This window comes from Acidovorax sp. Root267 (assembly GCF_001429215.1).
GTDB lineage: Bacteria > Pseudomonadota > Gammaproteobacteria > Burkholderiales > Burkholderiaceae_C > Acidovorax > Acidovorax radicis.
Map to the genome: position 1 here is coordinate 823,565 of NZ_LMJC01000001.1, position 13,656 is coordinate 837,220.

General features: G+C 63.8%; 14 protein-coding genes. 6 read left to right on the forward strand and 8 right to left on the reverse strand.

Annotated elements, in window-relative coordinates:
- Window positions 1-35: 35 nt before the first annotated feature.
- Window positions 36-815, reverse strand: a complete 780-nt coding sequence (locus ASE39_RS03625; protein ID WP_057270191.1) for an IclR family transcriptional regulator C-terminal domain-containing protein — start codon at window positions 813-815, stop codon at window positions 36-38.
- Between the two features lie 241 nt (window positions 816-1,056).
- Between ASE39_RS03625 and pobA the strand changes: the two genes are divergently transcribed.
- Window positions 1,057-2,265, forward strand: coding sequence for a 4-hydroxybenzoate 3-monooxygenase (gene pobA, locus ASE39_RS03630; protein WP_057270192.1), 1,209 nt, complete (start codon window positions 1,057-1,059; stop codon window positions 2,263-2,265).
- A gap of 71 nt (window positions 2,266-2,336) precedes the next feature.
- Here the strand turns inward: pobA and ASE39_RS25620 are convergent, their stop codons facing one another.
- From ASE39_RS25620 to ASE39_RS03655, 5 genes are all read right to left on the reverse strand, one after another.
- Window positions 2,337-2,648: a DUF5076 domain-containing protein gene (locus tag ASE39_RS25620; RefSeq protein ID WP_199864232.1), complete on the reverse strand. Its 312-nt coding sequence runs from the start codon at window positions 2,646-2,648 to the stop codon at window positions 2,337-2,339.
- Window positions 2,649-2,692: 44 nt separating this feature from the next.
- The gene (gene purH, locus ASE39_RS03640; protein WP_057270194.1) at window positions 2,693-4,306 is read right to left on the reverse strand and encodes a bifunctional phosphoribosylaminoimidazolecarboxamide formyltransferase/IMP cyclohydrolase; all 1,614 of its coding nucleotides are present in this window, start codon (window positions 4,304-4,306) and stop codon (window positions 2,693-2,695) included.
- A gap of 95 nt (window positions 4,307-4,401) precedes the next feature.
- A complete protein-coding gene (locus ASE39_RS03645) occupies window positions 4,402-4,635 on the reverse strand; it encodes a Fis family transcriptional regulator (protein ID WP_010459546.1) in 234 nt (77 codons plus the stop codon).
- Window positions 4,632-5,678, reverse strand: coding sequence for a tRNA dihydrouridine synthase DusB (gene dusB / locus ASE39_RS03650; RefSeq protein ID WP_057270195.1), 1,047 nt, complete (start codon window positions 5,676-5,678; stop codon window positions 4,632-4,634). Before dusB ends, ASE39_RS03645 begins: the two co-directional genes overlap by 4 nt.
- A 160-nt stretch (window positions 5,679-5,838) precedes the next feature.
- Window positions 5,839-6,408, reverse strand: a complete 570-nt coding sequence (locus ASE39_RS03655) for a D-Ala-D-Ala dipeptidase (protein WP_057270196.1) — start codon at window positions 6,406-6,408, stop codon at window positions 5,839-5,841.
- Between the two features lie 165 nt (window positions 6,409-6,573).
- On the opposite strand from ASE39_RS03655, the gene ASE39_RS03660 reads away from it, so the two are divergent.
- Window positions 6,574-7,044 (forward strand): YqaA family protein, encoded by a 471-nt coding sequence (locus ASE39_RS03660; RefSeq protein ID WP_199864233.1) that lies wholly within the window; start codon window positions 6,574-6,576, stop codon window positions 7,042-7,044.
- Between the two features lie 36 nt (window positions 7,045-7,080).
- On the opposite strand, the gene ASE39_RS03665 is transcribed toward ASE39_RS03660, so the two are convergent.
- The gene (locus tag ASE39_RS03665; protein WP_158004232.1) at window positions 7,081-7,941 is read right to left on the reverse strand and encodes a sulfotransferase; all 861 of its coding nucleotides are present in this window, start codon (window positions 7,939-7,941) and stop codon (window positions 7,081-7,083) included.
- Window positions 7,942-8,118: 177 nt separating this feature from the next.
- Between ASE39_RS03665 and ASE39_RS03670 the strand changes: the two genes are divergently transcribed.
- Genes ASE39_RS03670 through ASE39_RS03685 form a run of 4 tightly spaced genes read left to right on the forward strand, consistent with a single transcriptional unit; the run spans window position 8,119 to window position 12,102 of the window.
- The gene (locus ASE39_RS03670; protein WP_057270199.1) at window positions 8,119-9,360 is read left to right on the forward strand and encodes a glycosyltransferase; all 1,242 of its coding nucleotides are present in this window, start codon (window positions 8,119-8,121) and stop codon (window positions 9,358-9,360) included.
- A 12-nt stretch (window positions 9,361-9,372) separates the two neighbouring features.
- The gene (locus ASE39_RS03675) at window positions 9,373-10,143 is read left to right on the forward strand and encodes a hypothetical protein (RefSeq protein ID WP_140426670.1); all 771 of its coding nucleotides are present in this window, start codon (window positions 9,373-9,375) and stop codon (window positions 10,141-10,143) included.
- Window positions 10,144-10,153: 10 nt separating this feature from the next.
- A complete protein-coding gene (locus ASE39_RS03680; protein WP_140426671.1) occupies window positions 10,154-10,996 on the forward strand; it encodes a Gfo/Idh/MocA family oxidoreductase in 843 nt (280 codons plus the stop codon).
- On the forward strand, window positions 10,993-12,102 hold the full coding sequence (locus ASE39_RS03685; protein WP_057270202.1) for a DegT/DnrJ/EryC1/StrS family aminotransferase: 1,110 nt from the start codon (window positions 10,993-10,995) through the stop codon (window positions 12,100-12,102). Before ASE39_RS03680 ends, ASE39_RS03685 begins: the two co-directional genes overlap by 4 nt.
- Before the next feature lie 134 nt (window positions 12,103-12,236).
- On the opposite strand, the gene ASE39_RS03690 is transcribed toward ASE39_RS03685, so the two are convergent.
- A complete protein-coding gene (locus tag ASE39_RS03690; RefSeq protein ID WP_057270203.1) occupies window positions 12,237-13,469 on the reverse strand; it encodes a GGDEF domain-containing protein in 1,233 nt (410 codons plus the stop codon).
- Between the last annotated feature and the right edge of the window lie 187 nt (window positions 13,470-13,656).

Below are 13,656 nucleotides of genomic sequence, written 5' to 3' on the forward strand. Positions count from 1 at the left end.
CAGCCATTTTCATCCATATTTCGGCTGCCAAACCATCAGAGCAGGCCGCGCAACTCCCGTGCAGCCTCCTGCAGCAACGGCAGCAGGTCGCGCTGCAGGCTGCCCTCGTCCACCTGTTTGGGCGACGCCACCACGTTCAGCGCCGCCACCGTGCGGCCCTGCAGGTTGCGCAGCGGCACGGCCAGCGCGTGTACGCCCAACTCGTGCTCCTCCACGGCCAGGCAACAGTCGTCCCGCCGCGCTTTGGCAATCACCTGCCGCAGCGGCCCGACCTGGGTGATGGTGTGCGGCGTGAGGCGCTGCAGCGTGTTGCCCTTGAGCCAGGCCGTCAGCTCTGCCGCGGGCAGCGCCGCCAGCAGCACCCGCCCGGTGGAGGTGGGGTGCGCCGGCAGCCGCGCGCCCAGGTGCAGGCCATAGGCCAGCACACGCGACGGCGCGCCGTACACACCGCTGCGCGCCACGATCACGACCTCGTTGCCATCGAGCACCACCGCTGAAAACGACTGCTGCGTCTGCGCCGCCAGCCGGTTGAGCGTGGGCTGCAGCACCCGCGGCAGCCGGGCCGACGCGAGGTAGCTGCCCGAAAAGCGCAGCACCTTGGGCGCCAGCCAGAAGTAGCTGCCGTCCGTCTCCAGGTACCCCAGGTGCGCCAGCGTCAGCAGGTGCCGCCGCGCCGCCGCGCGCGTGAGGCCGGTGCGCTGCGCGGCCAGCGTGGCATTCAGCCGCTGGCGCTCGGTGTCGAAGCTCTCCAGCACCGCCATGCCCTTGGCCATGCCTTCGATGAAGTCTGCTTTGGCGATGGGAACGGTGGTCATTCGGGTTCCAGAGTGGGTGGGTCAGTCGGCCGATGGGTGGCCTGAGACGCGATGCGGCTCAACGGGCGAACCATCGGTTGGCGTGCCGAGGTCCCTTGGCGCGGAAGATTGCGCGATGATCGCACATTGCATCTATCTATCGCCCGCTAGCGCCGTGGCCGGACCCCAGATTGACCTGGATCAACCTACGCTTGACCCTGTTCATCTACCGCTCTCCAACGCCTTTGTGAGGTTGTCCACCATGCGTACCCAAGTTGCCATCATCGGCGCAGGCCCCGCCGGCCTGCTGCTCGGCCAGTTGCTCTACACGTCCGGTATCGACGCCGTCATCATCGAACAGCGCAGCCCCGACTACGTGCTGGGCCGCATCCGCGCCGGCGTGCTGGAGCAGGTCAGCATGGACCTGCTGGACCAGGCCGGCGTCGGCGCACGCGCCCATGCCGAGGGCCTGCCGCACGACGGCATCGAGCTTCTGTTCAAAGGTGCGCGTCACCGCATTGATCTGCACGCGCTGACCGGCGGCAGCCGGGTGACGGTGTACGGCCAGACCGAAGTGACCCGCGACCTGATGGACGCCCGCGCCGCCGAAGGCCTGACCACCGTGTACGACGCCCAGAACGTGAGCGTGCACGACTTCGACGGCCAGCAGCCGCGCGTGACCTACGAGAAGGACGGCCAGACGCACGAGGTGCTGTGCGACTTTATCGCAGGCTGCGACGGCTACCACGGCGTGTGCCGTGCCAGCGTGCCCGAGGGCGCGCTGCGCACCTACGAGCGCGTCTACCCCTTCGGCTGGCTGGGCGTGCTGGCCGACGTGAAGCCCGTCTCGCACGAGCTGATCTACGCCAACACCGAGCGCGGCTTTGCGCTGTGCAGCATGCGCAGCAACACGCGCAGCCGCTACTACCTGCAAGTGCCATCGACCGACAAGGTGGAGCAGTGGAGCATCGAGCAGTTCTGGGCCGAACTGGGCAACCGCCTGGACCCCGAGGCGCGCGAGAACCTGGTCACCGGCCCGGCGCTGGAGATGAGCATCGCCCCGCTGCGCAGCTTCGTGGCTGAGCCCATGCGCTTTGGCCGCCTGTTCCTGGCGGGCGACGCCGCCCACATCGTGCCGCCCACCGGCGCCAAGGGGCTGAACCTGGCAGCGAGCGACGTGGGGTACCTGTGGAATGCGCTGTCGGACTACTACCGCGACAAGTCCAGCGCGGGCATCGACACGTATTCCGACCGCTGCCTGCGCCGCGTCTGGCGCGCCGAGCGCTTCTCGTGGTGGTTCACCTCGCTGATGCACTGCTTCCCGGAAACGGGCGAGTTCGGCCAGAAAATGCAGGAGGCGGAGCTGGACTACCTGGTCAACTCCCGCGCGGCCTCCACCGCGCTGGCCGAGAACTATGTGGGCCTGCCGCTGGACTTTGCGGTGCAGACACGGTTCGAAACGGCAGCGTGACGATATTGATCGCAGCCAGCGCTTGCTTGGCAAGCGCTGTCAGGTCAAAACACCTAAATTTTGAGCATCGGTCAATGGTCTTTTGGTATCTCGCCTTCGACACTGACATTCGGCTCTCGCGTTCTGCGAAGAAAGTCCTCAAGGATGAGGACACGGCATTCAGCGACGGTTTGCCCATCGCGTTGGGCATAGAGACGTGCGGCGTGCTCGTACAGATCGGCCAACAGCTCCCCGAAATCTTCCGCCCCACCTTGCAAGCCACTGTTGATCATCACGTGCAATTGGCCACCACCAGCCCACAGTCGCATGATTTCAAAGGCGCCTGGGTCGTTCAGAGCTTCCTGTGGAATTGGTAGTTCAGGCGAGTCGTCTTCCAGCGTCATCGCTTCTCCTGCGTAAGTCTCACAGTTGGGCTGCTCGCTGAGGGTCAGTGGCGGAAGTGGCGCACGCCGCTGAACACCATCGCCACGCCGCGCTCGTTGGCAGCGTCGATGACTTCGTTGTCGCGCATCGAGCCTCCCGGCTGGATCACGCAGGTGGCGCCTGCATCCACCACCACATCCAGGCCGTCGCGGAAGGGGAAGAACGCGTCGCTGGCCACCACGGTGCCCTGCAGCGACAGGTTGGCGTGGCCGGCTTTGATGCTGGCGATGCGGGCGGAATCGAGGCGGCTCATCTGGCCGGCGCCCACGCCCATGGTCATGCCGCCCTTGCAGAACACGATGGCGTTGCTCTTGACGTACTTGGCCACCTTCCAGGCGAACAACAGGTCTTCCAGTTGCTCCAGCGTGGGCTGCTTCTGGGTCACGACCTTGAGGTCGATCAGCGACAGCTCGTGGTTGTCGGCGGTCTGCAGCAGCAGGCCCGAGCCGATGCGCTTGGCGTCCATGGCGTTGCGGCCACGCTGCCAGTCGGTCAGCTGGTCGGTCTTGGAGGCGTGCGGTGGCAGTGCGATCTTAAGCAGGCGGACGTTGGCCTTGGCCTTGAAGACTTCCAGCGCCTCGGCGGTGAAGTCGGGGGCCATCAGCACTTCGACGAACTGCTTGCTGATCTGCGCTGCGGCCGCGCCGTCGAGCGTGCGGTTGACGGCGATGATGCCGCCGAAGGCGCTGGTGGGATCGGTCTGGAAGGCCTTGCTGTACGCATCGAGGGCATCGAGGCCCACGGCCACGCCGCAGGGGTTGGCGTGCTTGACGATGACGCAGGCAGGCGCCTCGAAGCTCTTGACGCATTCCCACGCCGCATCGGCGTCGGCGATGTTGTTGTACGACAGCTCCTTGCCTTGCACCTGCTCGGCCGTCACCAGCGAGCCGGGTGCGGGGTGCAGGTCGCGGTACAGCGCGGCCTGCTGGTGCGAGTTTTCGCCGTAGCGCAGGTCCTGCACCTTGGTGAAGATGCCGTTGCTCTGGCCGGCGAACTGCGCGCGCGTGGGCACGTAGGTTTCCGACAGCTTGTCTTCTTCGAACGTGACGGACGAGAGGTAATCGCTGATGGCGCCGTCGTACTGGGCGATGCGGTTGAACGCGGCCACCGACAGCGCAAAGCGCAGCTTGTTGGAGAGCTTGCCGCCGGCTTTCAGTTCGGCCAGCACAGCGTCGTACTGGTCGGCAGAGGTGATCACGCCCACGTCGTTCCAGTTCTTGGCGGCGCTGCGCACCATGGCGGGGCCGCCGATGTCGATGTTCTCGATGGCGTCGGCCAGCGTGCAGCCGGCCTTGGCCACGGTGGCTTCAAAGGGGTAGAGGTTGACCACCAGCAGGTCGATGGTGTCGATGCCGTGTTCCTTCAACGCTGCCATGTGTTCGGGCAGCTCGCGGCGCGCCAGCAGGCCGCCGTGCACCTTGGGGTGCAGCGTCTTCACGCGGCCATCCAGCATCTCGGGGAACTGGGTGACCTCGGCCACCTCGGTCACGGGCAGGCCCTTGTCGGCGAGCAGCTTGGCGGTGCCGCCGGTGGACAGCAGCTTGATGCCCAGGGCATGCAGGGCTTGCGCGAATTCGACGATGCCGGTCTTGTCGGAGACGGAGAGGAGTGCGTTCATGGTGTGGGTGGGGAGGGTTTGAATAAAAACAGGCTCTAGCGCTTATCCATCAAGCGCTAGCAGCTATAAATTGAATAGCAAATGACACAATGGCGTCAGAGCAGCTTGTGCTCGACGAGCTTTTTGCGCAGCGTGTTGCGGTTCAGGCCCAGCCATTCGGCCGCGCGGGACTGGTTGTTGTCGGCGTGTGTCATCACCACTTCCAGCAGCGGCTTTTCGACCACACGCACCAGCATCTCGTACATGCCATCGGGTGTCTCACCGCCCAGGTCGCGAAAGTAGCCCTGCAGGCTCTCGCGCACGCATTCTTCTATGTGTTTCTTGCTCATGCAGCCAATCCCTCTTGTTCTTCTGGTTCTGCATCCACGCCACTGGCGGCGGGTAGCCGGTCCATCTGTTGCGCGAGGGCATCCAGGTGGTCGGCCACGGCCTGCCACTGCGTGGTGCAGTCTTCGATCGTGTTGATGTGTTGCCTGAAGGCCTCGCCGCCCGGCAGCGCGCGCAGGTACCACGCAATGTGCTTGCGTGCACTGCGCACCCCGGTCAGCTCGCCGTACAGGCTGTAGTGGTCTTGCAGGTGATCCAGCAGCAGGCGCCGCACCTCGGCCACCAGCGGTGGCGCCAGGTGTTCGCCCGTGGCCAGGAAGTGGCTGATCTCGCGGAAGATCCACGGGCGGCCCTGGGCGGCGCGGCCAATCATGATCGCGTCAGCGCCGGTGGCAGCCAGCACATCACGCGCCTTCTCGGGCGAGGTGATGTCGCCATTGGCCACCACGGGCACCTTCACTGCCGCCTTGACGGCAGCGATGGTGTCGTACTCCGCATGGCCCTTGTAACCCTGCTCGCGCGTACGGCCGTGCACGGTGAGCATCTGGATACCCACGGCCTCGAACTGCCGCGCGAGTTGCACCGCGTTCTTGTGCTCCTGGCACCAGCCGGTGCGCATCTTCAGCGTGACGGGCACGTTGAAGGGCGCGCAGGCCTGCACCACGGCCTCGGCAATTTCCACCGCCAGGGCTTCGTTTTGCATCAGCGCGGAGCCCGCCCACTTGTTACACACCTTCTTGGCCGGGCAACCCATGTTGATATCGATGATCTGCGCGCCACGCTCCACGTTGTAGACCGCGGCCTCGGCCATCATCGGCGTATCGGTGCCGGCGATCTGCACGGCAATGGGCCCCGGTTCCCCTTCATGATTGGCCCGGCGCGAGGTCTTGAGGCTGTTCCACAAGTCCTTGCGCGAGGTCACCATCTCGCTCACCGCATACCCAGCCCCCAGAGCCTTGCACAACTGGCGAAACGGCCGGTCGGTGACGCCCGCCATCGGGGCGACGAACAACCGGTTCGCCAAAGGAATGTGGCCGATGTGCATGGACGGGGGGTGAGATAGAGGCAGCAGCAGATGCTGAAAAAGGAGGCAGGATTGTACCTGCTGAAAATTTCAGCAAATGAAATGTTTTGCCCCCTGAAAAATTGGACGGGAGCGCCTCCGTGGGACCCCGCGTCCATCAAGCTGTCCCGGCTGGGCAAGCTCATCGTGCAGCGAGGTCGGCGTCTGCGGTGCGCACAGGTGCAGTGCCGCGCTGCGCAAAGCGCCACCAGGCATCCGGGGTGTTTTCGAACTGATGGCGGGCCATCATCGCGCGCAGCCAATCACGGTTGTGCCGCACATCGGGCGAAAAGCCCTGCGCAGCCGCTGCCGCGCCTGCCAGCTCCACACCTGCGGGCGTGCCCATGTCCACGTCATGCCCATCTGCCAGCGGCCCACGCACCACCTTGCTGGCCTTCATTCCGTCCACCACACGCACCTTCACCACCCAGCCACCGCCAGCCGCCGGGCAGGTGGCTTGCAGCACCATGCCTTGCGCCTGCAGCTCCTGGCCAGCACGCTGCAAGGCCGCGCGCGCCGACGGTGTTTCGGTGCAGGTGGTGATGGCGGCGGTCGGCACCTCGGCGGCGGACAGTTCGGGCACCGCAGCCCGTGGGCTGTGTGCACATGCGGCCAGCAGCAGTGCCAAGACCAACGGTGCCCAGCGCGGACCTACCGGCAGGCCCGTCTGGGCCGGACTGCCAGTAACGACATGGGGTTGAAAACTGTGCATGGGGCCTCCTCCGTGTGGATTTTTTGAGGGACGGTGTGGGTATCACGATACGAAAGACGCCATCTACAGGCCATGCGCAGATGGCGCGCACCGGCGTAGGACGGCGCCCCCTGGCAAGAAAGCACCGGCTGCACCGCCCTACACTTGCCGCTTATGGAAATCTGGATGCACCAGCTGCTGGAATGGCTTGCGCTGCCGCAGTTCGGCCTGAGCACGGTTTTTGTGGTGGCGTTCATTTCTGCCACGCTGCTGCCGCTGGGCTCGGAGCCTGCAGTGTTCGGCCTGATCAAGATCAACCCCGAACTCTTCTGGCCCGCCATCCTGGTGGCTACGGTCGGCAACACGCTGGGCGGTGGTGTGAGCTGGTGGATGGGCCTGGGCGCCCACAAGGCGGTGGACAAGGCCCGTGGCAACGCCACCGACGTGCGCGCCCTCCACTGGCTCCAGCGTTTTGGCGCGCGCGCTTGCCTGATGAGCTGGCTGCCCGTGGTGGGCGACCCGCTGTGCGCTGTGGCGGGGTGGTTGAAGCTACCGTTCTGGCCCTGCCTGGCGTACATGGCAGTGGGCAAGTTTTTCCGTTATTTGGTGATGACCAGCGTGCTGCTGTACTTCATGCCTGGGCACATCGTGCCGTGACAGTGCCGGCGATGTGTGCAGGCGCAGGCCGCCGCATCAGGCGATGTAGCCCAGCTCCCTGAGCAAGTCATGCGCAACCGCGTCAAATTCGAGGATCTCATCCGCTGACAAGATGCTGCGCCAGGCATCCAGCAATTGCGGGTCTGGTGCCTGCAGGGTTCTGGCCTGCTGCGCTCGCCGCCGCTCTTCGGACACGATGACCGCACCATCTGCGGTGACACGACCTTTGTGCTCCTGGAGCCGCTCTCCGCTTCGGGTGTGGTAATCCAGCATGGCGGTATCAAAATCGAGCCGGATGAAATCGCACACCCTTCGCAGTTCTGCTTCGGTATTGGCAATGAGGTTTTCGTAGCGGAGTTCCAGGTAGTTCTGGCACTGCGCGCCGTTGCTTCTTGTGGTGGTGACGTTGTCCCGCCAGTGCCGCGCCTGGACAGCCATGGATCTCCCGGGTGAAAACCACTGATCCCGCAGCGAGGCAGCGCATGCCCGCCCATCGCGAACGATGTGGATGAAATGCGCTTCCGGCAGCAGTTGCTGCAGATAGGGCATGTGCAGGCCATACAGCGGCGTCTTGTCGCCCCACCGCGTCTTGTGGAACCTGGCGGCATACATCCGATAGAACACCCGGAAACCGTCGGGGAGGCTGAAGGGATCGACGCATTCCAGAGCCTGTGAAAAAGCAGCCCGGTCGATGCCAAAGTCCGCCCATCCCGGCGCGTGGGGAGGAAAACCCGTGACGGCGTTGCAAAACCAGGTGCGCTGATCGGGTGTGCCAAAACCGTCCAGGGGCATGGCGAGAAACCCTGTCTCTGGCGGAATGGCGAGCGCGGGGTGTGCATCCAGCATCAGCCGCAAAAGGGTGGTCCCCGATCGGGGTGAGCCGACGATGATCGGCATGGGGGGAAGGGCTGGCAAGGGTGCTTGCACCGCTCGGCCTTTGCAAAGCCGCTGCCAGTAGTGCTGGAGGCCCATCGCGTATCATTTCCTTTACTGGCAAGCGCCCGCTACAGCTTCGCCTTCAGACATCCCAGAGTTCAAAGGTCCCCTGTGCAAATCCTTATTGCAGTGTGCGGCATGCAATATCGCAGCGGTGCAGAGCTTTTTGTTCGCGATCTTGCACTCGCCCTGCACCAGCGTGGCCATTCCATCGTGGTGTATGCCCCCATCATGGGTGATCTGGCGGACGAACTGCGCTCGCGCTGTATTGCTTGTATTGCCGAGTTGTCTTGTATGTCCGAACCGCCGGACATCATTATCGGAAATATGCGCGACGATACAGTGGCCTGCATGGCGCATTTTTTGTCCACCCCGGCCATATTCATTTGCCACGACCGCACAGCTTTGCACGGAAAACCGCCGCGCTTGACCCGCATTCGGCAACATGTGGCGGTAGATGAGAATTGTGCGGAACGCCTGTATCTCGAAAATGGCATTCCGCGATCGTCTTTAGAAATCATTTCCAATGGCGTCGACCTGGAAAGATTTCGCCCTCGCCCACCGTTGCCCGCCAAACCGCTGCGCGCGGCGATATTCAGCAATTACTCCACAGAGAGCGAAGAAACCGCAGCCATCCGATCAGCCTGCGCGGCGCTTGGCATATCGCTGGAGGTCATTGGAAAAGGCGTCGGGCGGCAGGAGGCTTCTCCAGAAAAAGTCCTGGCGCAGTTTGACCTGGTGTTTGCAAAGGCCCGCTGTGCCATGGAGGCGATGGCGGTGGGCTGTGCTGTCATCCTGCTCAACGAAGGCACGGGCCTGGCAGGCATGGTCACGCCAGGCAACGTCAAGGAATGGCATCGCTGGAACTTTGGACGCCGGCTGATGCAACAGCGCATTCACCGCGATGCCATCGAGCAGGAGATACAACGCTACTGTGCGCCAGATGCGCAGGCCGTGAGCGCCTACGTACGCGAGCATGTATCACTGGCCGCCACTGCGGACGCCGTGGAGCGCCTGGCACAACGCATCGTCCATGCCGAAGCCACCCGCCGCCCGGTCAGCCCTCAGGAAGAACTCCGCGAGTTCGCCCAGCATGTTGCAGACAATCTCATGCCGTTTGGCGTTGCACAGGTGGCGGTGCAAACCGGCATCCTGCTCGAACGGGTCGAATCGCTGAAGGCACGGCACAGCCCGACCTCGCCCATCGCCGACCCGCCAGCGCCCGCCCCCCATCCCCACCTCGATCCACAGGCGCTGGAACTGGCTGCCACGAAGGCCCTTGCGGCCGATCTGGAGGGGCAAATTGGCGCATTGCGCGCCAGCTGGTCCTGGCGACTGACCGCGCCCTTGCGCTGGCTCGGGGCGCACCGAAGCACTTAAACCCCAACGACCATGAAGCCTCTTCTTTTGGTAGCCCACCCGGGCCACGAACTGCGCATTTTTGAGTGGGTGCGCCGAGTGAAGCCCCAAGTGGTGATCCTGACGAACGGTGACGGCTCCATCGGGCAGGCACGCCTGAGCGACACTCAGGATCTGCTGGCCGACATCGGCGTTCGCGTGCGCCGCGACTGGCTGGAGCCGGTGTCAGACGCTGCGGTGTACCAAGCCTTGCTCGGCACCGCACCATCCCCGTTTGCCGGTTGGCTGACCCAGCTCACCCAGGCCGCCCTGCAAGAGGGCATCGATGTGCTGGTGTCCGACCAGGCAGAGGGCTACAACCCAACGCACGACCTGTGCCGGGTACTGGCAAATTGTCTGGTGCAGCAGATGGGGCAGGCCGGACGGCAGGTCCGCAACCTGGAGATTCCACTGGTCGGCCACCCCTGTGATCCCGCCCACGAGGAACAGGCCGAGGTCAAGATCACACTGTCTGCGCCAGAGTTGGCCCAGAAACTCGCCAAGATGCAGGACTACGCCCGGCGTTGCAGTCCAGTGCTCGAGCAAGAGCTCAAGACCATGCTGGATAGCTATGGGCAGCAAGCGTTCGCCACAGAGTGCCTGTACACAGCGCGCCGCACCCCCTATGAGGACGGCAAGATCCCCGACGCGATGCCCAGTTTCGAGCGCATTGGCGAAGAGCGACGTCTGGCAGGTATTTACAAGCACGTCATCCAGGCCCAGCACCTGAGGCAATTGGTGCAGTCCTTCGCACCCCAGCGCTGAAGTGGACCCCATGGCGAACCGCACCCGCATCGCAGTGATTGGCTATGGCCGCTTTGGGCGCGTGCATGCCCTGCGTGCCCAGGCACACCCTGCGTTCGAAGTGCTGTGTGTGGTCGACCCCCAACCCGGTGCCCGCAATGCAGCGCAAGCCGACGGCTTCAACGCCATCGCGTCCCTGAATGACCTCCCCCGTGACGTGGAGGCTGCCTCGGTGGTGACCCCCGCAGATACCCACGCCGAGATTGCGATCGCGTTGATGCACCGGGGGATCGATGTGCTGGTAGAGAAACCCATGGCGAGCTCAGAGGCGGAGATCGACACCATGCTCGATGCGGCCCAGGCGACCCGTCGCCGGCTCTTCACGGGACATATCGAGCGCTTCAATCAGGCGCTGATGTCCGCTCCGTGGGACACAACGCCGGGGAGCATCGTGTTTTCACGGCAGTCGCGCCTTCCAGGGTGCAGCCATTCGGTGGTGTTGGACCTGATGGTCCACGACCTGGATCTGGCCGCCCACCTGCTGCGCTGCCACACACCGGACTCGTTTCACATCCTTTCCGTCCAGGAGCACGGCGACGGCGTCTCCGCACAGGTGGCGATGGGGTCGACCGTCGTGAATTTCCACGCACTCCATGGCGCGGACTCTTCCAGTGCGACCATCCGCTGGCACAAAGCCACGGCCGTCTGCGAACTGCCCCTGTCGCACCGCGCAGAGCCGACCCAACCGGACGCACTCACACGCCAATACACGGCCTTTCACAGCATGCTCAAAGGACAGCCTTCGCATTTGGCCAGCGCGATGGAGGGCGCAACCGCTGCCCGCCGCGCCCTCGCGATCGCGGCAAGGCTATGACGGTGCCCTTTTTTCGCAGCCCCTGGCAGGTGCCTGCGAATGCAACTGGCCTCGGTGCTGCGTTTGCAGAAATTCTGGAAAGTGGCCAGTACATCCTGGGGCAGCATGTGCGCGGCTTTGAACAAGCCCTCTCCGCCAGACTGGAAACCCCAGTGGTTGCATTGAATTCGGGAACCGATGCCCTGGTGCTCGCGCTCCGGTTGCTCAACCTGGAACCTGGTGATGAAGTCGTTCTCCCCTCCTACACATTCTTTGCCTGCTTTGAAGCAGTGGTCCGCACAGGGGCCGTGCCGGTGCTGTGCGACTCCCAGGCCCACGACTTCGTCTGTGGCGAACCGGAAGTGATTGCCTGCATCACACCTCGCACCCGCGCAGTGATGGCGGTTCCGTTGTTTGGCGATGCCAGTGCGATTCCAGCCATCGCACAGAGTTGCCGCGCGATGGGGGTGCCGCTGATAGAGGATGCCGCGCAGGCGCTGGGTGCCCAGGTGCATGTTGAAGGTCAGGGGTTGCTGCAGGCCGGCACCCTGGGCGACGTTGGAACGCTCAGTTTCTACCCCACAAAAACCCTGGGCGCGCCGGGCGACGCCGGTGCGCTGACCAGCCGCCATGCACATTTCGTTGACCGTGCGATGTCGCTGCGCAATCACGGGCTGCACGCAGGATGCCATTCCGAGGTTGGCTACAACAGCCGCATGGATGAATTTCAGGCTGCGGCGCTGGCGCAAGGCCTGAGCCAGCTAGACACCTGGCTGAGCCAACGGAAAAGCATCGCGCGGCGTTACCTGGCGGGCATGGGCAGGCTTCCCGGCATTGCACTGCCTCACCATCACGATGGACACGCCTGGAACTACTTTGTCCTGCGGTGCGCACAGCGCGACAGGCTGCGCGCAATGCTGGCACAAGAAGGTGTGCAAACCCGGATCTACTACAGCGATCCGATCCACAGGCAACCGGCGTATCTGAAGTGCTTTCCCGAGGTGCACCTCCCCCATGCCGAGGCCCACGCGCAGCAGGCGCTTGCACTTCCCATCTTTCCAGGCATGACTGATGGGGAGGTTGGCCGCGTCATCGAGGCGGTCGTGCTCGCGGCGGGTCGACCTTGACGAATGCATCCCCAGGGAACGCACGGTTTATATGACCACTATTGCGAAAGCATCGACTGATCCGCGCGGAAACCTGGCTGCGCAAGCATGGGTCAATTCGCTTTGAGATGTACCCTCAGGAGTAGCCCTGCACCTCATAGAAAAGAGTGGGCGCTGGATGCGGGCAGCAACGAATGCCCCCTGGCAACCGGCTCTTCGACCACCACCTGGTTGCGCCCGCCTTCCTTGGCCATGTACATGGCGGTATCGGCGCGTGAGAAGAACTCCAGCACCGACTCGCCCAAAATATACTGCGTGACGCCAATGGAAACCGTCACCCGGCCCTTGAGCAAACCGCTCCAGGCATGGGTTTCGACCTGGGCACGAATGCGCTCGCAGGTATTGAGCGCAGGCAGCAACGACGTGCCAGGGAAGATGAGCAGAAACTCTTCACCCCCATAGCGGCCAAACACATCGCCTCCGCGAACGCCCTGCTGTGCAATGCGGGCAAAGGTGCGCAACACCTCGTCGCCCCCCAAATGTCCCAGCTCGTCGTTGATGCGCTTGAAATGGTCAATATCCAGCACGGCCAGGCACAGCGGGATGCCACTTTCGTCAGCCAACTGCTTTTGTTCTTCCAGCGCGGCCAACACATAGCGCCGGTTGAAGCATCCCACCAGCGGGTCGCGCTGGGCGTCTTCCTGGATATTCTTGATCTTGCGGCTGGCGTGGTACAGGCTGCGGTACAGGCGCTGTACCCGGCCCATGAGCGCAATGAAGGCAGGCAAAGAAACCGCCAACGCCAGCCAATGCAACGCCTCCAGGCGCAGCAGCGCTTCGTTTTGCTGCTCCAGGTAGTGCAGCCCCATCACCACGGCATACAGGCACAACATACAAGCAGACAGGGCGAGCAGGGTGGATCGCGGAACGGTGAAAATGCCATAAGCCACAGCCACAAAAGTGAACGGCGCCAGCAGGATCTGCGTGACCGGGGCCAGATAAAACAGCCCGAGCATGCACATCAGCGCTGTGGCCACCATGGCCAACTTCAGGTGGCGATGGCGAATCTTCTGGTAGAGGCCCGAGCGAAAAATACCCCAAAAGGCCGTACAAACCACAGCGACCAGCACACCGAACACGGCGAGCACCAGCAGGTCCACCACGCCCAGTGTGCAAAACGCCGCCACCGCCAGCCCGTACAGGCCCATCAGCCCCAACGCCATCAGCCATTTCTCACCCGCGCTGCGTCCGTTTCGCGGCCCCACGCCATCCAGCGCGCGGCGTGCAGGGCGCACCGAGGCCGAAGACGAGTCATCGAACTCCATGACAGCGTCGGACAGGGGGAAGGCGTCCGTCGTCGAAAACGGATTCTTGCGACCAAAAAACATGTGGAGGCAGGCCTGGGCCCAGGTTCGTTCGGGTGACAGCTCACCGAAATGCGCTAGCTGCAGGAACCGACACCCGGCAGGCAGGCCCGCGCATCTTACGCAGAACTGACACGGTCGCGCTCCGTGTTTTCCAGTAGCTCAGGCCGTGCAGACAAGCCCGCACAAAGGTGATTTTCACCGTGGGTCA